22 protein-coding genes are annotated in these 23,554 nt (G+C 63.9%); 10 read left to right on the forward strand and 12 right to left on the reverse strand.

Going from position 1 to position 23,554, the window contains the following annotated elements:
- The 3 genes from LB568_RS14905 to LB568_RS14915 form a co-directional block, all read left to right on the forward strand.
- A partial coding sequence (locus tag LB568_RS14905; protein WP_224730530.1) for a hypothetical protein occupies positions 1-275 on the forward strand: 275 nt, incomplete at its 5' end.
- 75 nt (positions 276-350) lie between these two features.
- Positions 351-1,346 (forward strand): UDP-glucose 4-epimerase GalE, encoded by a 996-nt coding sequence (galE, locus tag LB568_RS14910; RefSeq protein WP_224730531.1) that lies wholly within the window; start codon positions 351-353, stop codon positions 1,344-1,346.
- A 101-nt stretch (positions 1,347-1,447) separates the two neighbouring features.
- On the forward strand, positions 1,448-2,698 hold the full coding sequence (locus LB568_RS14915) for a D-amino acid dehydrogenase (RefSeq protein ID WP_224730532.1): 1,251 nt from the start codon (positions 1,448-1,450) through the stop codon (positions 2,696-2,698).
- A gap of 188 nt (positions 2,699-2,886) precedes the next feature.
- On the opposite strand, the gene LB568_RS14920 is transcribed toward LB568_RS14915, so the two are convergent.
- The 7 genes from LB568_RS14920 to LB568_RS14950 all read right to left on the reverse strand — a co-directional run bounded on the left by LB568_RS14920 (position 2,887) and on the right by LB568_RS14950 (position 10,072).
- The gene (locus tag LB568_RS14920) at positions 2,887-4,263 is read right to left on the reverse strand and encodes an FGGY-family carbohydrate kinase (RefSeq protein WP_224730533.1); all 1,377 of its coding nucleotides are present in this window, start codon (positions 4,261-4,263) and stop codon (positions 2,887-2,889) included.
- A complete protein-coding gene (rhaM, locus tag LB568_RS14925; RefSeq protein ID WP_013897237.1) occupies positions 4,260-4,577 on the reverse strand; it encodes an L-rhamnose mutarotase in 318 nt (105 codons plus the stop codon). Before rhaM ends, LB568_RS14920 begins: the two co-directional genes overlap by 4 nt.
- Positions 4,577-5,572, reverse strand: a complete 996-nt coding sequence (locus LB568_RS14930) for an ABC transporter permease (RefSeq protein WP_013897236.1) — start codon at positions 5,570-5,572, stop codon at positions 4,577-4,579. The genes rhaM and LB568_RS14930 overlap by 1 nt, the downstream gene beginning before the upstream one ends.
- On the reverse strand, positions 5,569-6,546 hold the full coding sequence (locus LB568_RS14935; protein WP_013897235.1) for an ABC transporter permease: 978 nt from the start codon (positions 6,544-6,546) through the stop codon (positions 5,569-5,571). Before LB568_RS14935 ends, LB568_RS14930 begins: the two co-directional genes overlap by 4 nt.
- A complete protein-coding gene (locus LB568_RS14940) occupies positions 6,543-8,099 on the reverse strand; it encodes a sugar ABC transporter ATP-binding protein (RefSeq protein ID WP_224730534.1) in 1,557 nt (518 codons plus the stop codon). The genes LB568_RS14935 and LB568_RS14940 overlap by 4 nt, the downstream gene beginning before the upstream one ends.
- 118 nt (positions 8,100-8,217) lie before the next feature.
- Positions 8,218-9,213, reverse strand: coding sequence for a rhamnose ABC transporter substrate-binding protein (gene rhaS / locus LB568_RS14945; RefSeq protein ID WP_013897233.1), 996 nt, complete (start codon positions 9,211-9,213; stop codon positions 8,218-8,220).
- A gap of 55 nt (positions 9,214-9,268) precedes the next feature.
- On the reverse strand, positions 9,269-10,072 hold the full coding sequence (locus LB568_RS14950; protein WP_013897232.1) for a DeoR/GlpR family DNA-binding transcription regulator: 804 nt from the start codon (positions 10,070-10,072) through the stop codon (positions 9,269-9,271).
- A 184-nt stretch (positions 10,073-10,256) separates the two neighbouring features.
- Here LB568_RS14950 and LB568_RS14955 point away from each other — a divergent pair, with 184 nt between their 5' ends.
- The 3 genes from LB568_RS14955 (at position 10,257) to ggt (ending at position 15,781) form a co-directional block, all read left to right on the forward strand.
- Positions 10,257-12,359, forward strand: a complete 2,103-nt coding sequence (locus LB568_RS14955; protein ID WP_224730535.1) for a bifunctional rhamnulose-1-phosphate aldolase/short-chain dehydrogenase — start codon at positions 10,257-10,259, stop codon at positions 12,357-12,359.
- A gap of 94 nt (positions 12,360-12,453) precedes the next feature.
- On the forward strand, positions 12,454-13,746 hold the full coding sequence (rhaI, locus tag LB568_RS14960) for an L-rhamnose catabolism isomerase (protein WP_224730536.1): 1,293 nt from the start codon (positions 12,454-12,456) through the stop codon (positions 13,744-13,746).
- Between the two features lie 298 nt (positions 13,747-14,044).
- Positions 14,045-15,781 (forward strand): gamma-glutamyltransferase, encoded by a 1,737-nt coding sequence (ggt, locus tag LB568_RS14965; protein ID WP_224730537.1) that lies wholly within the window; start codon positions 14,045-14,047, stop codon positions 15,779-15,781.
- A gap of 49 nt (positions 15,782-15,830) precedes the next feature.
- Here ggt and LB568_RS14970 read toward each other — a convergent pair whose 3' ends face one another.
- On the reverse strand, positions 15,831-16,172 hold the full coding sequence (locus LB568_RS14970; RefSeq protein ID WP_013897228.1) for a hypothetical protein: 342 nt from the start codon (positions 16,170-16,172) through the stop codon (positions 15,831-15,833).
- 375 nt (positions 16,173-16,547) lie between these two features.
- Here LB568_RS14970 and LB568_RS14975 point away from each other — a divergent pair, with 375 nt between their 5' ends.
- The 3 genes from LB568_RS14975 to LB568_RS14985 are packed head-to-tail and all read left to right on the forward strand — an operon-like array spanning position 16,548 to position 20,401.
- The gene (locus tag LB568_RS14975) at positions 16,548-17,423 is read left to right on the forward strand and encodes an ABC transporter substrate-binding protein (RefSeq protein ID WP_412033911.1); all 876 of its coding nucleotides are present in this window, start codon (positions 16,548-16,550) and stop codon (positions 17,421-17,423) included.
- Entirely contained in the window at positions 17,416-19,467 is a 2,052-nt protein-coding gene (fhuB, locus tag LB568_RS14980) for a Fe(3+)-hydroxamate ABC transporter permease FhuB (protein ID WP_224730539.1), read from the forward strand. Before LB568_RS14975 ends, fhuB begins: the two co-directional genes overlap by 8 nt.
- A 22-nt stretch (positions 19,468-19,489) precedes the next feature.
- Entirely contained in the window at positions 19,490-20,401 is a 912-nt protein-coding gene (locus LB568_RS14985) for an alpha/beta hydrolase (protein WP_224730540.1), read from the forward strand.
- 9 nt (positions 20,402-20,410) lie between these two features.
- Here the strand turns inward: LB568_RS14985 and LB568_RS14990 are convergent, their stop codons facing one another.
- From LB568_RS14990 to LB568_RS15000, 4 genes are all read right to left on the reverse strand, one after another.
- Positions 20,411-20,959 (reverse strand): hypothetical protein, encoded by a 549-nt coding sequence (locus LB568_RS14990; RefSeq protein ID WP_224730541.1) that lies wholly within the window; start codon positions 20,957-20,959, stop codon positions 20,411-20,413.
- Positions 20,960-21,000: 41 nt separating this feature from the next.
- Positions 21,001-21,123 carry a hypothetical protein gene (locus LB568_RS33470; protein ID WP_263497027.1) on the reverse strand — a complete coding sequence of 41 codons (123 nt, stop codon included), beginning with the start codon at positions 21,121-21,123 and terminating at the stop codon, positions 21,001-21,003.
- 19 nt (positions 21,124-21,142) lie between these two features.
- Complete coding sequence (locus LB568_RS14995; protein ID WP_013897223.1) at positions 21,143-21,583, reverse strand: hypothetical protein; 441 nt, start codon at positions 21,581-21,583, stop codon at positions 21,143-21,145.
- A 191-nt stretch (positions 21,584-21,774) separates the two neighbouring features.
- Entirely contained in the window at positions 21,775-22,032 is a 258-nt protein-coding gene (locus LB568_RS15000; RefSeq protein ID WP_049802428.1) for a hypothetical protein, read from the reverse strand.
- Between the two features lie 544 nt (positions 22,033-22,576).
- Here LB568_RS15000 and LB568_RS15005 point away from each other — a divergent pair.
- The gene (locus LB568_RS15005) at positions 22,577-22,894 is read left to right on the forward strand and encodes a hypothetical protein (protein ID WP_224730542.1); all 318 of its coding nucleotides are present in this window, start codon (positions 22,577-22,579) and stop codon (positions 22,892-22,894) included.
- The last annotated feature ends 660 nt before the right edge of the window (positions 22,895-23,554 follow it).

The following is a 23,554-nucleotide window of genomic DNA, read 5'->3' on the forward strand; positions in this document are numbered from 1 at the left end:
TCGGCGAAGACGCGATAACGACGCTCGGCATGGAGCTGGTCGATCGCTTCCTCGAAGAACCGCTGATAGTTCATGTCGGCTTCCCAATTTTTGGCGGGATCATAATCATTGACCTATTGGTCGTCCACCGGGCCATTTTGGTCAAAATGCCACGCCCCGCACCTGTTCCTAACGCCGGCGGATCGTGGCCTATTCCCCTCCACGATACCCCCTTTGGATCACTTTTGTTTCAGCATGACGCCACATCGGTGAACGCCGGTAACCAACGGTTCTAATGGCCACGCGGCAGGCTTTCCAGTAAGGCGATGGTTGAGACAGTTTCCGATAAATCTTGGTAAGCGAGGACGCGGATGACGGTTTTGGTGACAGGCGGCGCCGGTTATATCGGCAGCCATATGGTCTGGGAGCTGCTGGATGCCGGCGACAGCGTGGTCGTTCTCGACCGTCTGTCCACCGGCTTCGAATGGGCGGTGGCGCCGGAGGCAAAGCTGGTCGTCGGCGATGTCGCGGACAAGGAATTGGTCGGTTCGATCATCAGGGACAACAAGGTCGACGCCATCATTCACTTCGCCGGCTCCATCGTCGTCCCGGAATCGGTTTCCGACCCGCTCGCCTATTACGAGAACAACACCTCGAAGACGCGCACGCTGATCGAAACCGCGGTTCGCGAGGGCGTGCCCAATTTCATCTTTTCCTCGACCGCCGCCGTCTATGGCGGCGCCGGACTGGAGCCGGTGCGCGAGGATGCCCGCCTGGCGCCGGAATCGCCCTATGGCCTGTCCAAGCTGATGAGCGAATGGATGCTGCGCGATGCCAGCCTCGCGCACGACATCCGCTATACCGCGCTGCGCTACTTCAACGTCGCCGGCGCCGATCCCAAGGGGCGCACAGGCCAGTCGACGCCCGGCGCCACCCATCTGATCAAGGTCGCCTGCGAGACCGCGCTCGGCAAGCGGCCCTTCATGCAGGTGTTCGGCACCGATTATCCGACACCGGACGGCACCTGCATGCGCGACTACATCCATGTCAGCGATCTGGCGGCGGCGCATCGCCTGGCCTTGCAGCGGCTGCGCGCCGGGGGCGAGAGCCTCGTCGCCAATTGCGGCTACAGCCATGGTTATTCGGTGCTCGAGGTCATCGACAGCGTGCGCCGTGCCTTCGGCCATGATTTCGAGGTGAAGATGGGCGCCCGCCGGCCCGGTGACGCCGCGGCGGTGGTTGCCAATTCGGATCTCGCCCGGGCGGAACTCGGCTGGATACCGCAGCGCGACGATCTCGACCAGATCGTTGCCGACGCGCTCGCCTGGGAACGCATCCTGACCGGCAAGAACTCCTCGCGCGGCTGAGTCAGCCCCCCGAGGGCTCGCAAGCCATCCGGCGAAGCGCTATGGAAGGCATTCGCGGAGGGCGCGGACGCGCTGCGCCGTGCCGAGCTTGGGGGATTGGCATGAAGATAACGGTGCTCGGAGCCGGCGTCGTCGGTACGGCGGCGGCCTATTACCTGGCCGGGGATGGTCACGAGGTCACCGTGATCGAGCGCCACGCGGCGCCGGCGCGCGGCACCAGCCAGTCGAATGCCGGCCTGGTGTCGCCGGGCGACGCCACCGCCTGGGCCTCGCCGGCGGCGCTGAAGACGTTCCTGCGCGCGCTCTACAACCACGATCTCGGCATCAAGGTGCGGTTGCGCTTCGATCCCTATTTCCTCGCTTGGAGCCTGCGTTTCCTGCGGCAATGCACTGTGGCGCGCCTGCGCGCCAACAGCCAGGTCAAGCTGCGCCTGGCGCTCTATTCCAGGGATTGCATCAACGCCATCTCCGCCGAAGCGGGCATCGGCTACGACGAGCGCAAGAAGGGCATCCTCTATTTCTTCCGCTCGCAGCACAGTCTCGACACCGGCACCGACAATTACCGCTATCTCGCCGAGCACGGCCTGCCGATCGAGATCGTCGGCCGTGACCGGCTGGTGGAGCTTGAGCCGGGTCTTGCCGGCGTGAAGGAAAAGATCGCCGGCGGCGTCTATTCGCCGATCGACCAGACCGGCGATTCCCGCCAGTTCGTCGAGAAGCTCGCCGCTCATGCCGTCGAAAAGCTTGGCGTGAAATTTCTCTACGGCACGGCGGTCGAGGGGCTGGACATCGAGGGCGACCGGGTGCGCGCGGTGATGACCTCGGCCGGACCGATTGCTGGCGATGCCGTGGTCATTTCTATGGGACCGGAGAGTGGTCTGCTCGGCCGCCGTTACGGCATAGACCTGCCGGTCTACCCGGTGAAGGGCTATACCGCGACCATTCCCCTGGAAGACGAGAGCAAGGGGCCGACCATGGGCGGCGCCGACGAGGACCAGCTGATGGCCTATTCGCGCCTTGGCAATCGATTGCGGTTGGCTTCGACCGCCGAATTCACCGGCTTCGACCGCACCCACAAACCCAGCGACTTCGCCACCATGTTCAGGACCGGCAAGGATCTGTTCCCCGGCGCCTTCGACGAGAAGAAGGCCGAACTCTGGGCAGGCCTCAGGCCAATGATGCCGAACTCCGTGCCGGTCATCGGCCAGGCGCGCTACAAAAATCTCTACCTCGACACCGGCCACGGCCATGTCGGCTGGACCATGGCCTGCGGCTCGGGGAAATTCCTTGCCGACCTTGTCGCCGGGCGAAAGCCGGAGATCGACCCGCAAGGGCTGGTCTATGTCAACTGAAGGAGCTCTCAAGCGGTCCACCGTTTCACGGAAACGTCGGACCGCTCTAACTCTTTGTTTTGGCGCGATTCCCCAAGGGAAAGCGCTACGCGCTTTTCCTGGGAAAACCGTTTCACACTTTTCCTGGAATTGCTCTATCGTCGTGCTGGCACCGAACCCATTCTCCCGGACTCAAACGGATCCTGTGATCATCCCCGCGCTTCGACCGCCCTGCGCCAGGCGCTGACATAGCCGGGCCAGGCCGAGTCGGTCGGCGGTTCGATTCGCCCGCCCTTGCCGTGCGCCGAGGCCTGATCCGATGCCAGCAATGCGGCGCCGATGCTGGTGCCGGTGGCGGCCTCAGAGGCAACTACGGTGCGTGCGGTCGCCGCCGCCAGCATGCCGACAAACAGCCGGTTGCGGGCGAAGGGCCCCTCGACGGTGGTCGGGCCGTCGGCGCCGATCAGGTCGAGGCAGGTCGCCGTCATCAGCGCCAGATAGAACGAGATGGCGGCGAAGCGCTGGCCGCTGTTCATGTCGTCGGCATCAAGCCAGATCGCGGTCTGATGTGGGAACGGCCCCGACCCCTGCTGGGTCGACGGCAGCAGCAACGTCCTACGCGCCAGCACGGCGTCGACATCTTCCTCGGTCCAGTTCTCCGGCTGGCCTTGCGTCAGCAACGAAAATTCGCGCCCGCCCATGAAACGGGCCGAGGGAACGGGATCGCCGAGCGCGTTGACATTGACCAGCGTGTCGCGCGCCGGGTCGAGCGTGACCTGTTTGCCGCCGACCGCCATCGACACCACCCAGGTGCCGGTCGAAACGACCGAGAAGGGCGGTGTATCGGAAAGGAGATGCGGCAGCAGCGAGGCGTTGGAATCGTGCAGGCCGCAGAAAACAGGTGTTTGCGGATCAAGGCCGGTTCGCGCCGCAAGCGCGGGCAGGGCCGGACCAAGGCGATCCCTGGCCGGCCGCACCGGCGCCATCAGCGCGCGCCAACCCAGGGTGTCGACCAGCGACGAAAAATCCGATTTCCACGGGTTCCACAGATCGGTGTGGCAGCCGAGCGAGGTCACCTCGTTGGCGGCGATGCCGGTCAGCCGCAAGGCCCAGTATTGCGGATACATCAGCACGGCGGCGGCTTTTGCGAATTCGGCCGGGAAGCCTTTCTGCTGCCAGAACAATTGCGCGCCGAGATTGAGGCCGAGCGGCAGGCGCGGCGTGCCGGTCTCGGCGAAGGGGGGGCGAACAGCGTCATAGTCCGCCGCCAGCCTGTCGGGGTCGTCGAACTCATAGTCGAGCACAGGCAGCACCAGTTCGCCCGCGGCATCGACCAGAACGCTGGTCGCGCCATGGGTGGTGATCGAGATGGCGTCGATGCGCTGTTCGCGGTTGAGGCCGGCAAGGCTGTCGAGGATGAACGCCCACAGCGCTTCGACATCGTGATGCGGATAGGGCGCCTGGCGCACCGGCGCATTCGCCATGCGGCGCAGCGCGACCTCGCTCAGCGTTGCGAGGTCGACCAGCGCCACCTTGGCGTTGGTCTTGCCGATGTCGATGACGGCGATGTGGCGCATCGCACTCATGCCATATGGAACACGGTTTCCAGCGGCACCGCCACCGGTTCGTTGTCCGGCTTGGTCTCCATGAGGTCGGCCATATCAGCCCACCAGCGCTGCATCACCGGATGCCCGGGCAAGTCGTCCATGCCGTGGTCGTCACGCCGCCACAGCACGCCGAACAAGATGTTGGTCTCCTCATCGAGGTGAATCGAATAGTCGCAGACGCCGGCCTGCTTCAGAAGCGCGACCAGCGACGGCCAGATTTCGTCGTGGCGCTTCTGGTACTCGGCCTTCATGCCGGGCTTGAGCTTCATCTTGAACGCGTATTTCTCAGGCATCAGCGTCCCCCGCGCAACCGCCGCCAGACGATCGGCAGCGCGATGACGATGATCAGCAACAGGCCGATGAAGATCGACATGACGATGCCGGGCACGTTGAGCAGGCCGAGCCCGAAGGTCACCAGTCCCATGATGAAGGCGGCGAGCACGACGCCCAGGATGCTGCCGGCGCCGCCCAGGATGCTGACGCCGCCCAGAACCACCATGGTGATGACTTCGAGCTCGTAGCCCTGCGCAATCGATGGCCTTGTCGAGCCGAGCCGCGAAGTGATCAGCACCGAGGCGATGCCCGCCATCAGTCCGGTCAGGCAGAACAGGGTGAATTTGATGCGGCCGACGCGCACGCCGGAAAACTGCGCCGCGACCGGGTTGTTGCCGATCGCAAAGACGCGGCGGCCGAAGCTCGTGCGATGCAGCAGGAACCAGTAGATGACGGCGGCGATGAGGAAGAGCATCAGTTCGAACGACACCACCCACCAGACATAGCCCTGGCCGAAGAAGGCAAAACTCTCGGGATAGCCCTTGTAGGCCTGGTCGCCGAGGATGATGAAGGCGATGCCGCGAAACAGGCTCATCGTGCCGATGGTGACGACGATCGAGGGCAGGCCGAGCCTTGTCACCAGCAGCCCGTTGAAGGCGCCGCAGCCGAGCCCGACGACGATGCCGATCAGCACTAGCACCGGCGTTCCGGCACCGGCCTGCACCGCCATGCCCATCATGGTCGAGGCCAACGCGATGATGGCGGCCACCGAGAGGTCGATCTCGCCTGAAATGATCAGCAGCGCCATGGCAAAGGCGATCAGGCCCTTCTCGGTGAAGTTGAAGGTCAGGTCCGACAGCGAATAGGGGTCGAGGAAGTAGGGCGAGGCGAAGCTGTTGATGGCGAAGATGGCGACCGCCACCACGATCAGCAGCGCCTCCCATGAAAAGATCGCCGAACGCAGCGGCTTGTCGAGCCGGTCGGGAATGTGGCGCGGGGCAGGGATGTCGGTCATGCCGCCTCCGCCTTTCTCAGGATGATGCGGCCCTGCTGGCGTTCGCCGCGCGCGTTGAGCACGACAGCCAGGATGATGGCGCTGCCCGAGATCGCCATCTGCCAGAAGGGCGAGATGTTGATGACCGGCAGAGCGTTGGAGATGATGCCGAGGAACAACGCGCCGAGCACCGCCCCACCGACCGAGCCGATGCCGCCGGCGATCGAAATGCCGCCGATGACGCAGGCGGCGATGATGTTGAGCTCATAGCCGTTGGCGACCTCGACCGAGGCGATCACATAGCGCGAGATCCAGAGATAACCGGATAGCCCGCCGACCATGCCGGAGATGCAGAAGACGATGAATTTCGTGCGGCCGACATCGATGCCGGCATAGACCGACGCCGTCGGGTTGACGCCAATGGCATAGATCGAGCGGCCGAGCGCGGTGCGTGTCATCACAACGAAGAACAGCGCGATGACCGCGATGGCGATCCAGGACAGCACGGGAATGCCGAGGAAGGCCGCTCGCTGGAAACCAATGAACTCGGGGCTCATCTTGTCGGCATTGACCCAGGCGCCGCCGGACAGGACGAACGTGGCGCCGCGATAGATGGTCAGCGTGCCCAGGGTCACCACGATCGAGGGGATGTTCAGCCGCCACACCAGCAGACCGTTGATGGCGCCAAGCACCAGCCCGACGGCCAGCGCGATGACGATCAGCAGCGGGATCGGGATCGCCGGATGCGCGGCGTTGAGCATCGCCACCACCATGCCGGTGAAGCAGAGGTTCGACGCCATCGACAGGTCGATCGACCGGGTCAGGATGACCACCATCTGGCCGAGCGCCAGGATCATCAGGATCGAGGTGTCGTTGAACACCTGGCGCAGATTGCCGGGATCGGCAAAGGCCGGGAAGCGCGTCGAGATCAGCCCGATCAAAACGATGATCGCCGCGGCCAGCCAGATTTCGCGGTATTTCAACAAAGCCTTCATGCCGCGATCCCCGCTGCCGTCCGGACCAGCGTCTCGGCGTCCAGTTCCTTGTTGTCGTAGACCGCCGCGACCAGCCCTTCGCGCATGACGACGACGCGGTCGGACATGCCGAGGATTTCGGGAAGCTCCGACGATACCATGATCACCGACAGGCCTTGCGCCACCAGCTCGGCCATGAAGCCGTGCACCGCGGCCTTGGAGCCGATGTCGATGCCTTTGGTCGGCTCATCGAGGATGATCACCTTGGGCGCGGTCGCCAGCCATTTGGCGATGACGATCTTCTGCTGGTTGCCGCCCGACAGCGTGCCGACATCCTGGCTGAGCGAGGAGGCCCGGAGGTCGAGCCGCTCGGTGTAGGAGCGGGCGAGCGAAAACTCTTCCGCCAGCCGCAGCAGGCCGGATCTCGACGTGCGCTTGAGCGAAGGCAGCGAGACGTTCTGGAAGATCGGCAGGCCGATCACCACGCCTTGCTTGCCGCGTTCTTCGGGCACATAGACGATGCCTGCCTCGATCGAATCCGCCGCGGATTTCGGCGCGATCGCCTTGCCGTCCAGCGTGATGGTGCCGCTCGAAATGCGGGTGATGCCTGAAATCGCCTGCATCACCTCGCTGCGTCCGGCGCCGACAAGGCCGTAAAAGCCGAGGATCTCGCCCTTGTGTAGTTCGAATCCGATGTCATTGAATTCGGTCGGATGCGAAAGCCCGGAGACGGTGAGCACGGGCGCGCCGATTTCGGCCTTGCGCTGCGGAAAGATGTGATCGACCGAACGGCCGACCATCATGCGCACGATCTGGCTCTGGGCAGCATCCCTGATCAGGCCTTCGCCGACCATCTCGCCGTCGCGGAACACCGTGTAGCGGTCGGCGATCCGATAAATCTCGTCGAACTTGTGGCTGATGAACAGGATCGCCTTGCCTTGTTCCTTGAGAAACTCGATGAGCAAAAACAGCTCCTCGATCTCCTTCATCGAAAGCGCGGCGGTAGGCTCGTCCATGATGACGATCTGCGCGTCGATCGACATGGCCCGCGCCACGGCGACCAGATGCTTGTTGGCGATGCCGAGATCCTTCAATCTTGCATCGGCGTCGATATGGCCGGCATGCATGGCATCGAGCACTTCGCGCGCATTCTTGCGCATCGTGCGCCAGTCGATGGTGCCGAAACGCGTGCGCGGCGCGTGGCCGAGAAAGATGTTTTCGGCGACGCTCAGATCGTCGAACAGCACGGTTTCCTGATGGATGGCGGTGACGCCATGGCCGAAGGCCGCATGCGCGCTTGGCAAGGTGACCGGCTGGCCATCGATGCTGATCGTGCCCGCGTCGGGCTGGTAGATGCCGGTCATGATCTTGACCAGCGTCGACTTGCCGGCGCCATTCTCGCCGATGAGCGCTGTTACCTGGCCAGGATAGAGCGACAGGCTGACATTGTGCAGCGCCCGCACGCCGGGAAAGCTCTTGGAGATGCCAGACAGCGTCAGGCGTGGGGCTGCCTTACCCTCCCCCTTGTGGGGAGGGTCGCGAACAATGTGAGCGGGGTGGGGGTCTACTAGCATATCAAGGTCCTGGTGCATGGAGATGTCGCCACCCCCACCCCGTCTCGCCTGCATCGCTTCGCGAAGCCGGCTCGCCGACCCTCCCCACAAGGGGGGAGGGTGGTGCGAGCGTCCGAGATCAATAGATCTTGGAGAACTTCTCGATGTTGGACTTGTCGAACTGGAAGGGCGGAGCCATCGCAGCCGAATTGGTGTCGTCGAGCGTGACCTTGCCGACGCGGCCGATCGACAGCGTCGCACCGGGCTTGGCCTCTTCCTTCTTCACCGCCAGGTCATGGGCGAGGTAGACGGCGGAGTAGCCGAGGTCGATCGGGTTCCAGAGAGCCACCGCCTGGCTGGCGCCGTTGTCGATGAACTTCTTGAACTCGGACGGCAGCGCGAGGCCGGTGACGTTGACCTTGCCGATCAGGTTCGCGTCGGTGACGACCTGGGCGGCGGCGACGACGCCGACAGTGGTCGGCGCGATGATCGCCTTGAGGTTCGGATAGGACTTCAACAGGCCCTTGGCTTCGTCGGTGCTCTTGGCCGAATCGTCATCGCCATAGACGGTGGCGACCAGTTTGATCTTGGGGAACTTCTCCGGCAGGATTTTCTTGGCCGCGTCGATCCAGGCGTTCTGGTTGGTCGCGGTCGAGGAAGCCGACAGGATGGCGACGTCGCCGCCCTCAGGCAGATAGTCGGCGGCAAGCTTGATGATGGTCTCACCGATCAGGCCGGTATCGGACGGGTTGAGGTGAAGCTGGCGGCCTTCCTTGGCAACGCCCGAATCCCACGAGATGACGGTGATGCCGCGTTCCATGGCCTTCTTCAACACCGGCACCAGGGCGTCGGCGTCATTGGCGGAAATCGCGATGGCGTTGACCTTCTGCGCGATCAGCGAATTGACCACTTCGATCTGCGCTTCGGCGGTCGCCTTGGTCGGGCCGGTGTAGATGATGTCGACATCGCCGAGTTCCTTGGCCGCCTCTTCGGCGCCCTTGTTGGCGGCATCGAAGAAGCCGTTGCCGAGCGACTTCACCACCAGCGCGATCTTGACGTTTTCGGCGTAGGCGGCATTCACGAACATGGCGGCGGAAAACGCCGCCGTAACCATCAATTTCTTCAGAAAGCTCATCGAATTTCCTCCCTTGAGCGTTGCATTCCATCGCCGCTGCGGGCGTGAGTTGGCCTCAGGCCTGCAGCGAAGATTCTTCCTTTGCCGATTTGCGGGCGACGATCAGCGTCACGCCCGCGGTCTCCAACATCTTGGCTTCGCGATCCTCGATGCCGTCATCCGTGATGACGGTGGCGATGCGCGACAGGCCGCACAGGATCAGGCTGGAGCGCTTGCGGAATTTCGAGGAGTCGACCAGCACCACCAGCTCGTCGGCCTGGTCGATCAGCTTCTGCTCCGCCTGGATCAACAGCGGATCGCCTTCCATCAGGCCGAGCGGCCCCAACCCTTGAGCGCCCATGAACATGCGGCGCGCGTAGAAATTGCGCGTCACGTCATTGTCGAAAGGCGACAGGATGATGTTCTGCTCGCGGTAGATCGTACCGCCGGACAGCATCACCGTGTTCTTGGAATGCTTGAGCAGATGCTCGGCGATCGGGAACGAATTGGTGAAGATCGGCATGCGCCGGCCGGTCAGGAAATGCACCATCTGGAACGTCGTGGTGCCGCCATTGATGATGATCGGCTCGCCATCCCCGCACAGTTCGACCGCTTCACGCGCAATCGCCCGCTTCTGAGAAGCATTGATCGTTTCGTTTACGGAAAAGGGCCGGCCGGCGAGCCCGATGAACTGTGGCGGCGAGATTGCCTCGGCGCCGCCTCGCACCCTGCGCAGCCGCTTCTGGACATGCAGTGCCGCGATATCACGCCGGATCGTCGCCTCGGAGGACTCCGTCAGGTCGACCATCTCCTGCACCGTCACCACAGGCTTTTCCTGGACGGCGGACAGAATGATCCTGTGGCGCTCTTTTTCGTGCATGGTTCCTCCCTGCTTGGCCATCTAGGCACTCAAAACGAGCAGTGTCAATCATTTCCGATCATATAATTTCATTGTGCAGTGCAATATGATCGATATTGATCGTTTATGATTGACAATCGGCCGGCTTGCGTAGACATTCCCGGCAAAATGGACTGCACCCTTTTGCGTCCCAGGGAGGATACCTATGCTCGACAAGCGCTCCGGCTCGCGCCTGGCCAATCTGTGGGATGATGCGAAAGCCAAGGGGATGAGCGACCCAGAGCTTCTGGTCTATCGCTCGAACACGCTCGGCTCCGACAAGCGCGTCACCAACTATGGCGGTGGCAACACCTCCTCCAAGATCTGGCAGAAGGATCAGCTCAGCGGCGAGACCGTCGAGGTGCTCTGGGTCAAGGGCTCCGGCGGCGACAGCGCCTCGATCAAGCTCGATGGCTTCGCCACGCTCTACATGGACAAATTGCGCGCGCTCAAAGGCCTTTATCGCGGCGTCGAGCATGAGGACGAGATGGTCGGCTTCCTGCCGCACTGCACGTTCAATCTCAATCCGCGCGCGGCCTCGATCGACACGCCGCTGCACGCCTATGTGCCGAAGCCTTTCGTCGACCACATGCATCCCGATGCCATCATCGCCATCGCCGCCGCGAAGGACTCCAAGGCGCTGACCAAGGAAATTTTCGGCGACGCCATCGGCTGGTTGCCATGGAAGCGGCCGGGCTTCGAACTCGGCCTGTGGCTGGAGAAATTCTGCATTGAAAACCCCGAGGCCAAGGGCGTCATCCTGGAAAGCCACGGCCTGTTCACCTGGGGCGACACGCCCAAGGAATGCTACGAGACGACGATCTCGGTGATCAACCAGGCGATCGAGTGGTTCGAGCGCCGCTCCGAGGGCCTCGCCATATTCGGCGGCGAGGTGGTGAAGTCGCTCGACGCCGCCGCACGCCGCGCCATCGCGGCGAAACTGATGCCGAAAATCCGCGGCCTGATCTCGGAAAAGAGCCATAAGCTCGGCCATTTCGACGACCAGCCCGCCGTGCTCGAATTCGTCAACTCCAGGGATTTGCGCTCGCTGGCCGCACTTGGCACCTCGTGCCCGGACCACTTCCTGCGCACCAAGATCCGCCCGCTGGTCATCGAGTTCGATCCGGCCAAGCCCGATGTCGACGCCGTCATCGCCCGCCTCGCCGACGACATTGCCGCTTATCGTGTCGGCTACCAGGCCTATTACGACAGCTGCAAGCATCCGGACTCGCCCGCCATCCGCGATCCCAACGCCGTCGTCTACCTGATGCCCGGCGTGGGCATGTTCACCTTCGCCGGCGACAAGGCCACCGCACGGATCTCGGGCGAATTCTACGTCAACGCCATCAATGTCATGCGCGGCGCTTCGACCGTCTCCTCCTATGTCGGCCTGCCCGCGCAGGAAGCCTTCGACATCGAATACTGGCTGCTCGAGGATCTGAAGCTGCAGCGCATGCCCAGACCGAAGTCGCTCGCCGGCCAGATCGCGCTGGTCACCGGCGGCGCCGGCGGCATTGGTCGGGCAACGGCCAACCGGCTGCTGCGCGAAGGCGCCTGCGTGGTGCTGGCCGATATCGATGAGGCGGCGCTCGCCAGCGCCAATGAGGAACTGGCGAACGCCTACGGCAAGGATTTCGTCCGGCCAGTGGTGATCAACGTCACCTCGGAGGACCAGGTCGTCGCCGGCTTCGCCGAGACGGCGGTCGAGTTCGGCGGCATCGACATTCTGGTGTCGAATGCTGGGCTGGCCTCCTCGGCGCCGATCGAGGAGACGACGCTGGCGCTGTGGAACAAGAACATGGACATCCTGTCGACCGGCTATTTCCTGGTCTCGCGGGAAGCATTCCGGCTGTTCAGGGTGCAGAAGATCGGCGGCAACGTCGTCTTCGTCGCCTCCAAGAACGGCCTTGCCGCCTCGCCCAACGCCGCCGCTTATTGCACCGCCAAGGCGGCCGAAATCCATCTCGCCCGCTGCCTGGCGCTTGAGGGCGCGGAGGCCCAGATCAGGGTCAATGTCGTCAATCCGGACGCCGTCCTGCGCGGCTCGAAGATCTGGACCGGCGAGTGGAAGGAACAGCGCGCCGCTGCCTACAAGATGTCGACCGACGACCTGGAAGAGCACTACCGCTCGCGCTCGATGCTGAAGCGTTCGGTGTTTCCCGAAGACATCGCCGAGGCGATCTACTTCTTCGCATCCGACATGTCGGCCAAGTCGACCGGCAACATCATCAACGTCGATGCCGGCAACGCGCAGAGCTTTACGCGCTAGGCCTTCTTCCTTCTCCCCGTTCACGGGGAGAAGGTGGCCTGAAGGGCCGGATGAGGGGCAGCGTTGACGGAACGCATTTTGGGAGGAATAGCAGTTGTCCGAAACCATCATCTCCACCGAAATCGTCGAAAAGGACAACGCCGCGCGCAAAGCCAACCTCGAGCGTGACTACGCCTCGCTCGGCGAACGTCTTGATCGTCGCGGCATCGCCATCGACGCCATCCGCGACAAGGTCGAGAAATTCGCCGTGGCCGTCCCTTCCTGGGGTGTCGGCACTGGCGGCACACGCTTTGCGCGTTTTCCCGGCGCCGGCGAGCCGCGCGACATCTTCGACAAGATCGAGGATTGCGCCGTCATCCAGCAATTGACGCAGGCGACGCCGACCGTCTCCTTGCACATTCCGTGGGACAAGGCCGACCCGAACCGGCTGAAGCAGGCGGCCTCACGCTTCGGTCTCGGCTTCGACGCCATGAACTCCAACACCTTCTCGGATGCCAGGGACCAGAAGCTGTCCTACAAATTCGGCTCGCTGTCGCATGCCGATGCCGGCACCCGCCGTCAAGCGGTCGAGCACAATCTCGAATGCATCGAGATCGGCAGGACGCTGGGCTCCAAGGCGCTGACGGTGTGGATCGGCGACGGCTCGAACTTCCCCGGCCAGGTGAATTTCGCCAAGGCGTTCGAGCGCTATCTCGACGCCATGAAGCAAATCTATGCCGGGCTGCCGGCGGACTGGAAGCTGTTCAGCGAACACAAAATGTACGAGCCGGCCTTCTATTCCACCGTCGTGCAGGATTGGGGCACCAATTACATGATCGCCAGGGAGTTGGGCGACAAGGCCTTCTGCCTGGTCGACCTTGGCCACCACGCGCCCAACGTCAACATCGAGATGATCGTGTCGCGGCTGATCCAGTTCCGGAAACTCGGCGGCTTCCACTTCAACGATTCCAAATATGGCGACGACGATCTCGATGCCGGCTCCATCGACCCTTACCGGCTGTTCCTGGTCTTCAACGAATTGGTCGATGCCGAACTCTCCGGCGCCGAGGGTTTCGATCCCGCCCATATGCTCGACCAGAGCCACAACGTCACCGATCCGATCGAAAGCTTGATGCTGTCGGCGGTCGAGGTGCAGCGCGCCTATGCGCAGGCGCTGCTGGTCGACCGCAAGGCGCTCGAAGGCTTCCAGGAGGCCAATGACGCGCTGATGGCGACGCAGACGCTGAAAGCGGCCTACCGCACCGACATCGAGCCGATCCTGGCCATGGCGCGGCTGAAGACCGGCGGTGCCATCGATCCCGTCGCCGCCTACCGTGCCGCGGGCTACCGCGCCAAGGTCGCGGGAGAGCGTCCGGCGGTCGCCGGCGGGAGCGGCGGGATAGTGTAGCCCATAATTCGACGTTTCAGTCGATCCGACAGGGGCGAGGACAGCACTTGAGCACCCCCCTCTGCCCTGCCGGGCATCTCCCCCGCAAGGGGGGAGATTGGCCGCTTCATCGGCGGCGCTCTTCCTGCAACGTCGGAGATTGGCGAAAGCAGGGACAACAACCGATCTCCCCCCTTGCGGGGGAGATGTCCGGCAGGACAGAGGGGGTGTGAAGGATCGCCACCCGTTATTATTGGCTGGACTAACCCACCCCAAGAGGCTCTTCTAGGCGCACCCCTCACGCTCCCGGAGGCACGCCATGCCGCTCACCCGCAGAACGCTGATCGCCGTCAGTCTATCGTTGATGCTTACCCTTCAGTCGGTGGCGGCTTTCGCCGCCTCGCCGGCACCGGCGAAGGGCGAACACGGCATGGTGGTGACGGCCCAGCACCTGGCATCCGAAGTCGGCGTCGAGGTGTTGAAGAAGGGCGGCAATGCCGTCGATGCGGCGGTCGCGGTGGGTTATGCGCTCGCCGTCGTCTATCCGAACGCCGGCAATATCGGTGGCGGGGGGTTCATGACCATCCGCTTCAAGGACGGCAAATCGACTTTCCTCGATTTCCGCGAACGCGCGCCGCTGGCGGCGACCAAGACCATGTATCTCGACAAGGACGGCAAACCGGTGAAGGGGGCGAGCCTCGACGGCTACCTCGCCGTCGGCGTGCCGGGCTCGGTGGCCGGCTTCGAGATGGCGCGTGAAAAATATGGGACGCTGTCCCGGCAAGACCTGATGGCGCCGGCGATCACCTATGCCAAGGACGGCTTCGTCCTCAACCAGGGCGATGCCGCGTCCCTTGCCGGCAATGCGGAGCGGCTGGCCAAGGATCCCGCCGCGGCCGCCATTTTCCTGAAGCCCGATGGCAAGCCCTATGGCATCGGCGAGCGGCTGGTCCAGCCTGATCTTGCCGCCTCGCTCTCGGCGATTTCCGACAAAGGTCCTGATGCATTCTACAAAGGCGCGATCGCCGACGCCATCGTCAAGGCAAGCGGCGCCAAGGGTGGCATCCTGGCCAAACCAGATTTCGAGCAATATGCGGTGCGCGAACTCAAGCCGGTGACCTGCAGCTATCGCGGCTACGAGATTACATCCTCGCCGCCGCCAAGCTCGGGCGGTGTCATCATCTGCGAGATACTCAACGTGCTGGAAGGCTATCCGCTGTCCTATCTCGGCGCTGGTTCGGCCGAGACGGTTCATGTCATGGTCGAGGCCATGCGCCATGCCTATGTCGACCGCAATTCGGCACTTGGCGATCCCGATTTCGTCGACAATCCGGTCTCGAAGCTGCTCGACAAAGGCTACGCCAAGGACATCCGCGACAAGATCGATCCGTTCCGCGCCGGCGTCTCGCAGGATCTGATGCCGAAGGGCTTTGGCGAGTCGAAGGAGACGACCCACTACTCCATCATCGACAATGAGGGCAATGCGGTCGCGGTCACCTACACGCTGAACGGCTCGTTCGGCGCCGGCGTCGTCGCCGACGGCACCGGCATCCTGCTCAACAACGAGATGGACGACTTCACCCAGAAGCCTGGCGTGCCTAACCTCTATGGGCTGGTCCAGGGCGAGGCCAACGCCATCCAGCCCAAGAAGACGCCGCTGTCGTCGATGAGCCCGACCATCGTCGCCAGGGACGGCAAGCCGTTCATGGTCATCGGCAGCCCGGGCGGCTCGCGCATCATCACCATCACGCTGGAAGCGATCGTCAACGTCATCGACCACGGGATGAACATCCAGGAGGCGATCGACGCGCCGCGCATCCACCACCAGTGGCTGCCCGACACGGTTTACATCGAACCGTTCGGACTGTCGCCGGACACCGAAAGGCTGCTGGCCGGCATGGGCTATCACCTCGATCTGAGCGACCAGACCTGGGGCCAGGCGGCCGGCATTCTCATTGGCGGCAAGAGCCTGGCGGAAATCGGGAAGGGCGGCGGCGCGCGCTACAATGGCGCCATCGACAGCCGCGCGGCCTCAGGCGAGGCGCTCGGATACTGATTCCAGGCGGATTCTCGGACAGCGCCGGTTCAAAGCCCGGCGAGGGCCGTCAGGTCACCAGCGTGATCGTCGATGCGATCAGCATCAGGGCAGCGATGGCGACGAACAGCGCGTAGATGCGCGGCCGGTCGAGCAGAAGCGCGTTTCCGGAGATCCACGCCGATGTGGCGCCGCCCAGCGCGAAAAGGAAGCCGTTGCGGTGGCCGAAGGTCATCGATGCGGCCATCAGCCCGCCAATGATCAGGGCGCCGAACACGATGATCACGGCGACCGCGTATTTCTCGAAATCGTTGTTGCCGATTCCCGGCCCGATCGCGTTCAGATTTGGCAGGTCGTCCGGATCGAAAGGGTTGGCCGACCCATACTCGTCTTGACCTAAGGATTCTCGCATCACTCGTTCTCCGCTGACCGGCAACAAACCATCAACACTTGCCGAGCGCAACCCGATCGTATGTCCCCCTACATGCTGAGTGTCATCTTCAACACGTTCCAGCGGCGCTTGTCACTGTCTTTTCAGATACCTGGCTTGACCGCGCCCGCAATTCGCCCCCCGTTTCGGCCTTCGCGACTGCGGCCGCGAGTCGCAGCGCCTGCCTGCAGCCGCCAGATTGATGGCTCCTGGGCACCTAAAATCTTGACTATGAAAATCATGTTTTATAGTCAGGGCATTAGTCGTTCGACGCCAAGATCCGCAGACAGGCACGTCACGTTGGAAACAGATCAGGATAACCGGCTGGGCAAGGCAGCCGATCGCCCGCGCGGTCGAATGAGCCGGCGCGGCGCGCTGGCGCTGTTCGTGCTGCCTTTGGTCGCAACCATGGTTCGGCCGGCTGACGCGAAGCCGCTGCGTGTCGTCTGCCTGGACGATGGGCTGGCGGAGACTTTGCTGATACTCGGCGTCACGCCGGTCGCCGTCGCCGACCGCGAGGTCTGGGAAAAATGGGTGGTCGAGCCGCCGCTGCCGCCGCAGGTTGCCGATATCGGCACGATCCTGGAGCCCAATCTCGAATTCCTCCAGCAGCTTCGTCCCGACGTCATTCTCTCCATCCCCTATCTCGACGGCATCAAACCGCTGCTCGAACGCGTGGCGCCGGTAACGACGATCGGCATCTACACGCCGGATGGCCAGCCCTACCAGCGCGCCATCGAGGCGACCCGCCAGCTGGCGGCGCTTGTCGGCAGGGAAAGCGAAGGCGAAGCCCTGATCGCCGCAACGGAGGCGCATTTTTCTGATGTCAGGCAGCGGCTGGCGCCGCTGTCGGCGAGGCCGATCTATGTCGTCAGCTTCCTCGACCCGCGCAATGTGCGTGTCTACGGCGAGAAAAGCCTGTTCCAGGCGGTGTTCGACCGCATCGGCATCCGCAACGCCTGGACCGGCGAGACCAATTACTGGGGATTTGCAACTGTCGGCATCGACGGGCTGGCGACATCGGACGATGCGCGCCTTGCCTATCTCGAACCCTTGCCGGAGGGGGCGGGCGGCACGCTGACCGAAAGCCCGATCTGGAATGCCATGCCGTTCGTGCGCAACCGCTCGATCATGCGTCTTGCCCCCGTTCTGATGTTCGGCACGCTGCCTTCGGCGAGCCGTTTTGCCCGGCTGCTGGCGCAAGCGCTGACGACGGAGCCCGCCGGTGGCTGAGCAGGAGGCAATCTTGTCCGACGACACCAGCCTCGCCCCGCCAGTTTGTGCGTCGTCGTTTCCTATCCTCAAGAAATATCCGGCGGGCGCGATCCTGCTCTGCGCCGTGCTTATCGGCGTCGCCGCTGCCGCAAGCCTTTCCAACATGATCGTGCAATTGCCGCCGGCACTCTGGCTCGATGCGCTTGCAAGCCCCGATATCGGAGACATGCGGCAGGTGCTCGTCCACTACGCCTTCCTGCCCCGGCTTGCCGTCAGCCTGCTCTGTGGCGCGGCACTCGGCCTAGCCGGCACGGTGCTGCAGCAGGTCCTGCGCAACCCGCTCGCCTCGCCTGAAACCGTCGGCGTCTCGGCCGGCGCCTATCTGGCGCTGGCGCTCACGACGCTTCTTGCGCCGTCGCTGCTTGCCTTCGGCCGCGAATGGGTGGCGCTGGCCGGCGCGTTCACGGCCCTGGCCGCGGTCTTCGCGCTGTCCTGGCACAAGGGGCTGTCGCCGCTTGCGGTCGTGCTGGCCGGGCTTGTCGTCAGCCTCTATGCCGGCGCCATCGGCGCGGCGCTGGTGGTGCTGCGGCATGAATGGCTGGCCAGCCTGTTCATCTGGGGCGCCGGTTCGCTCGGCCAGCAGGACTGGTCGACGACGCTGTGGCTCTTGCCGCGCCTGGGCGGCGCCGCGCTGGCGATCGGCCTGATGGCGCGGCCGCTGACCTTGCTTGGTCTCGGCGACGAAGGCGCACGCAGCCTGGGCGTTCCGCTCGGCATCTGGCGCTTCGCCGGCCTGGCGGCCGCCGTCGCCCTCATCGCCTTTGTCGTCGCCGCTGTCGGCGTCATCGGTTTTGGCGGCCTCGCCGCCGCGACCCTGGCGCGCATCGGCGGCGCCCGGCGTCTCGGCCAGCAGCTCTTGATGGCGCCGCTGATCGGCGGCGCCTTGCTGTGGGCCGTCGACCAGGGCGTGCAGGTCGCGACCGGCCCGCAGGGCGATCTCCTGCCGACCGGCGCGATGACAGCACTTCTCGGCGCGCCGCTGCTGCTCTGGCTGCTGCCGCGCCTGAAACTTGCCACCGAGACGCCGTCGCTGGGCTCGGAGCACCTGCCGCGTGCCCGTCGGCCCGGCCTGGCGCTGGCGGCGATAGGCGGCCTCCTGCTTCTGTTGCTCGCCCTGGCCTTGCTCTACGCACCGGGGCCGCATGGGTGGACATTCGCGTCCGGCGACCAGCTGCAGCCCTTGCTATCCTGGCGGTTGCCCAGGGTGTGCGCCGCGCTTGCCGCCGGCGCAATGCTGGCGCTGGCCGGGTTTATGATGCAGCGGCTGACCGGCAACCCGATGGCCAGCCCCGAAGTGCTCGGCATCAGCGCCGGCGCCGCGCTCGGCATGATGGTGGCGCTGTTTTCGCTGTCCGATGCGGGCCGCCCCGTCCAGACCGCGGCCGCCACCATCGGTGCCTTCGCCGCTTTGCTGGTGACACTGGCGATCGGCCGCCGCGCCGCCTATGCGCCGGAGCGGCTGCTGCTTGCCGGCGTTGCCCTGACGGCCCTGTTCGACGCGCTGATCCTAGTGCTCACCGCCACCGGCGATCCGCGCGCCATGCTTTTGCTCAACTGGCTGACCGGCTCGACCTATGGCGTCGATGCGAACTCGGCGCTTTTGACCTCGGCGATCGCCTTTTGCCTGTTCTTGCTTGCTCCGCTCTTCATGCGCTGGCTGGACATGCTGCCGCTTGGGTCCGTTGCCGTGCAAAGCCTCGGCGTCAATCTGGGCGCGACGCGGCTCCTCGTGCTTTTGATGGTCGCCGCACTCACCGCGGCCTCGACCCTGGTGGTCGGGCCGCTGACCTTCATAGGCCTGATGGCGCCCCATCTTGCCCGCCGTCTCGGCCTCGCCCGCGCACTGCCGCAAGCCGTTGGCGCGGTGCTCGCCGGCTCGCTGATCATGGTTGCCGCCGACTGGATCGGCCGCACCGCCATCTTCCCACGCCAGAACCCGGCTGGCCTCGTCGCCACGCTGATCGGCGGCCCGGTGCTGATGTGGCTGCTGCGCCGCCGCTGATTTTGTCCCCTGGAGAAGAGCCATGACCGTCTCGCCGCAGGCGTCGCCCGCCTTGATTGCCGACACCACCATGCACGATATTGTGCCGGTCGGGGGTGGCGATCCCTGGCGGGTCTTCATCCATGTGCCATCAGGCCCGGCGCCCGAGGCCGGCTGGCCGGTGCTCTACATGACCGACGGCAACGCCGTCATCGCCACGGCGGTCGACGCCATGCGCGCGCAGGCCTTCTATCCCCTGGGCACCAATGTCGGCTGGGGCGTCATCGTCGCCATCGGCTATCCCGTCGAGAGCGCCTACGACCCGCTGCGCCGCTCATGGGACCTCGGCCCGCCGCCCGGCAAAACCTATCCGCCCTTCTACGAGGGCACATCCGAAGTCAGGACCGGCGGGGCAGGGGATTTCCTGGCCTTCATCGAAGACGAATTGAAGCCGTGGGTCGCCGGCCGGACCAGGATCGACGGGAAGCGCCAGGCACTCTATGGCCACTCCTTCGGCGGCCTGTTCGCCCTCTACGCCTTGTTCACGCGCCCGCTTTCGTTCCGAACCTTCATCGCGGCCAGCCCCGCCATCTATTGGGAGGACCGCGCCATCGACCGTTTCCTGGAAACTTTCGAAGCGGCTGTTCCCGATGGCCTGACGGCCGATGTCATCCTGTCGGCAGGCGAATATGAGACCGGGAAATTGGCACCATTCCAAATCGGTGCCGACGACGAACAAAAGCGCCTTGAGCAGAAAAAGCTGACGCGCACCGACGAATTCGCCCGGGCGATGGCGGAGCGCCTCGACGCCTTGCCCGGGATACGCGCGAGCTTCGAACTGCACGCCGGCGAGAACCACATGTCGATCCTGCCGGTGACAGTCAACCGAGCTGTGCAGGCGGCGTTCGAGGTGCGGCAAGGGAATATTGCCGCTGCCGAACGCCTGCCTCGGTAAGAAGCGCCATCATTCCTGTGAGGGGGGCGCGCTCAATCGACGATAGGGGACGCCATCGAATCTTGCCGTCACAAAATCCGTGACGGACATCCTGCGCTTGCGTCCGTCGCTGCAGGCGTAGACCGGCCAACCGGCATCGCTGCATTCGCTGGCGGCGCAGATACGCGCCAGGCAGTTGCCGATAGTCAACCGGAAGCCGCCCTTGCCGGCGAAGCCTTGCAACAAGCTGCCATCCGCCGAGCGCCATGTCCGCGCACGGAATTCCGCCCGCAAAAGCGATGGTTCGAGAGGGACCGCAAGATTGGTTTCGCCGGCACGCCCTGCGAGCTGCAGACGGAAATGCGCCATTGCAGTCGTGTACGCGGTCACAAGATCCGATTCGCGAAAATAGGCGATCGCCATATTGGAGCGGTCAAGCAGATGAGACATACGCTCGCTTGCCTCTACCGGCGTCAGCAAGGCAACAAAGACAAGAAAGGCGAAGCAAGCTCGCGACATTTTCCAGCAGCCATATCGATCTCGGCCTGCCGGTTGGCTCCGGTTGCCCTTCAGCAACATCCCGCCAATCGTCGCCCTGCGCAAGCCGCTTGCTGAGACAGTCAATAGGTGGCCGAGTGTGCAATCCGCAAGGCTACCCAGTCGAAGGGCTTGGAGCCGAAGACGGTGACGACGAATTTGCGCGGACCTGGCGAGGTGCAGGCGGCGTTTGCGGCAAGGAGCAACACCTGCCGCCAGGGTTCCTTAGCTGGCGCGGGCTGGCGGCAGTTCGAACAGATTGGCGCCGTTCTCCTGGCCGCGCTCGACGTAGCCGATGATGTGAAACCATCTGGCGACATCGGGCCCCTTGAGCCAACTGCGCGAGTGGATGGGAAGGTTACCGGCCAGCGCCTGGATATGCCTGATATGCCGCTTGCAGAAGCGGACGGTCGAGGCCCGGAAGAAATCATCCTGCGCGGCGAACAGCGTATCGGCGGCGTCGCTGCTTTCATGCCAGGCGATGATCGCCACCGCCTTCTCGCCCTCGATCAGCGCGTGCGCACGGCCTTCCTTCAAATTCATCATCAGATTGTCGTAGGCGATCTTGCTGTCCTTGCCGGCGGCGACGTACTCGTCCGACATCCGCTTGGAGAGGCCATGAAAGACGTCCTCGAGATCGCCGAGCGTAGCTGCGCGTGCTCTCATTTCACCTCCTGCAGCCCCAAGGGAAGTTTGCCCTAGGGTTGAGGGGGCGCCAAGCAAATTGAATCCCGACACGGGTGGATCAGAGCAAAGTTGTTCCGCCAGATCGCGGGGGAAGTCGCAACGGGGTCTTGGGGAGAAGATCGACAGTCGCGACGCCGGCCAATCGCTGCACGCGGTCGGCCATGTTTGCCTCAGCCAGCTTTGCCAGTGCGTGCTCGACTTGGTGCGCCGAGTCGTGCCGAAGCCTTCCGGGCTGGCGGGTCGATCTTCATCATCTGTCGCTTGGCCTCGCTCACCCGGCGTTGAGCGGACCGTATCCGGCCGCACAACGCCAAGCTGATGCCGATGCCGCAGTCGTCTCCGAGCAATTCTTCAGCACGTTCGAGATCCAGCTTCGCCCGGCCGACATTCTGCCTGGCCTTGGCCAGTTTCATATCCAGCAAATCCATTCTTCCGCTCCCATTCGGGTTGCGGTCCCTTCGCTTCGTTAACCGCGGCTGATCGCGTTGGTTCCGACAACGACTGATCACGGATGGCGAATTACATATTTGAAGCTGGCCGGATGGGTGGCCGAGGTCGATATTCCGGCCTCTGCGGTGGTTTGAGCGGAACATCGGCCAGCGATACCCGCATCGGCTTGCCGGGCAGCGATGGCACGGCAGCAGCCTGCCGCTTGCGCAACGCGGCCGACAGCTTGGAAACGAAGTCTCGTATCTCCATGGGCGCTCCTCCCGAGCAGCCCCCCGAAGCTTGCATACACTACCGCGGCAGTCGCTGCATTTAACTTTGATGTATCGGCGCGCCGGGCGTCGCGAACCGGCACTCGGGACCAAACGGGAAGGCAACGGCGGCTCGATCAGAATTTGCAACGTCAGTCGGGGTGTGCGCTGGGAGCGGTCGAACGGCGGCATGCCGAAGCGCGCTTCCAACTCCTGTAGTCACATCGGAACCTCGGCGCCATGGCCCGGTTATCTCACTGCGAGGAGGTGCTCCATGAATGCGACGAAAGAATTCCTGCGCAGCTGGCTGGAGGAGAATGTCGGCAACTTGCCGGCCGACACCGAGGTCAGCGTTCCGATGCTGGCGCAGCAGTTCGAGCAGGATGCCGATGCGGCCGGTTACGGGCGCGAAGTGCGGGAGCAGGAGCTAGGCAACATTGAAGATGCCATCCAGCGCGCACTCGATAGAACTGGCGACGGAAACGAGCAGGCGTATCTCGGCGAGGAGAATTCACTGGCGCCAGTCATCGATGCCCTGGAAGCAGCCGAGCCTGGGCATGAGACTTCGGAGGATGCCGAGGGCCCGCAGTAATGGATCTGCGTGCATGCCGGAACAAAAGGCCGATGCCAAAGGTTTGGCGGACAGATAATCCGTCGAAACAGAGAACGTATCGATGACGAAGTCTAATGAGAAAGCGAATCCTGCCAGATCGGGATCTAGCAGCAGTCAGCCCGTCCGGCAAACCGCGACGGACGAACGTTTGTCGCAAGAAGATCCCGTGGAGGGATCTCGCAAGACGGTGGATCATGAGCTCGATCGACAAAAGCAGCCGGCTGACACCGAGAACGCGAAATCTGGACGCCAGGCGCTACGCAATCAGGTCGAGGAAGAGACCGAACTGCCCCAGAAAGGATCGGCCTGAACCGGCCCATCAGTGACGCTGCGCCCCCGAGGATCGTTAAGCCCTGCTGGTGGACTCCCCGCCCTCGAATCCTTGCAATCGTGACCGCAAAGCCCAAACGGAAAGCCGTCCTGTTGCTTGCGGCGGCAACGGTTGGCTTGGCCCTGTACAACAACCTGCTTGCGAGACGGGCATTGGCTGGACGCCCGCTCGGGCGCTTCATCCACCTCCGCAGAACGAAGCTGCATTTCTTGGAGGCAGGCCATGGGCCAATGCTAATTCCGCCTCGGCTGGAGTCCGGCGCGCAGCGCGAGCAGATGATCGGTCGCCAGGCCACCGAACAATAGCCA

The sequence above is a fragment of the Mesorhizobium sp. B263B2A genome, assembly GCF_020165775.1.
Lineage (GTDB): Bacteria > Pseudomonadota > Alphaproteobacteria > Rhizobiales > Rhizobiaceae > Mesorhizobium > Mesorhizobium opportunistum.

Bases quoted from the DNA above. Each gene is read 5' to 3' on its own strand.
- galE (WP_224730531.1), top strand. From the start codon at position 351: ATGACGGTTTTGGTGACAGGCGGCGCCGGTTATATCGGCAGCCATATG.
- LB568_RS14915 (WP_224730532.1), top strand. From the start codon at position 1,448: ATGAAGATAACGGTGCTCGGAGCCGGCGTCGTCGGTACGGCGGCGGCC.
- LB568_RS14920 (WP_224730533.1), bottom strand. From the start codon at position 4,263: ATGAGTGCGATGCGCCACATCGCCGTCATCGACATCGGCAAGACCAAC.
- rhaM (WP_013897237.1), bottom strand. From the start codon at position 4,577: ATGCCTGAGAAATACGCGTTCAAGATGAAGCTCAAGCCCGGCATGAAG.
- LB568_RS14930 (WP_013897236.1), bottom strand. From the start codon at position 5,572: ATGACCGACATCCCTGCCCCGCGCCACATTCCCGACCGGCTCGACAAG.
- LB568_RS14935 (WP_013897235.1), bottom strand. From the start codon at position 6,546: ATGAAGGCTTTGTTGAAATACCGCGAAATCTGGCTGGCCGCGGCGATC.
- LB568_RS14940 (WP_224730534.1), bottom strand. From the start codon at position 8,099: ATGCTAGTAGACCCCCACCCCGCTCACATTGTTCGCGACCCTCCCCAC.
- rhaS (WP_013897233.1), bottom strand. From the start codon at position 9,213: ATGAGCTTTCTGAAGAAATTGATGGTTACGGCGGCGTTTTCCGCCGCC.
- LB568_RS14950 (WP_013897232.1), bottom strand. From the start codon at position 10,072: ATGCACGAAAAAGAGCGCCACAGGATCATTCTGTCCGCCGTCCAGGAA.
- LB568_RS14955 (WP_224730535.1), top strand. From the start codon at position 10,257: ATGCTCGACAAGCGCTCCGGCTCGCGCCTGGCCAATCTGTGGGATGAT.
- ggt (WP_224730537.1), top strand. From the start codon at position 14,045: ATGCCGCTCACCCGCAGAACGCTGATCGCCGTCAGTCTATCGTTGATG.
- LB568_RS14970 (WP_013897228.1), bottom strand. From the start codon at position 16,172: ATGCGAGAATCCTTAGGTCAAGACGAGTATGGGTCGGCCAACCCTTTC.
- LB568_RS14975 (WP_412033911.1), top strand. From the start codon at position 16,548: ATGAGCCGGCGCGGCGCGCTGGCGCTGTTCGTGCTGCCTTTGGTCGCA.
- LB568_RS14985 (WP_224730540.1), top strand. From the start codon at position 19,490: ATGACCGTCTCGCCGCAGGCGTCGCCCGCCTTGATTGCCGACACCACC.
- LB568_RS14990 (WP_224730541.1), bottom strand. From the start codon at position 20,959: ATGTTGCTGAAGGGCAACCGGAGCCAACCGGCAGGCCGAGATCGATAT.
- LB568_RS14995 (WP_013897223.1), bottom strand. From the start codon at position 21,583: ATGAGAGCACGCGCAGCTACGCTCGGCGATCTCGAGGACGTCTTTCAT.
- LB568_RS15000 (WP_049802428.1), bottom strand. From the start codon at position 22,032: ATGGATTTGCTGGATATGAAACTGGCCAAGGCCAGGCAGAATGTCGGC.
- LB568_RS15005 (WP_224730542.1), top strand. From the start codon at position 22,577: ATGAATGCGACGAAAGAATTCCTGCGCAGCTGGCTGGAGGAGAATGTC.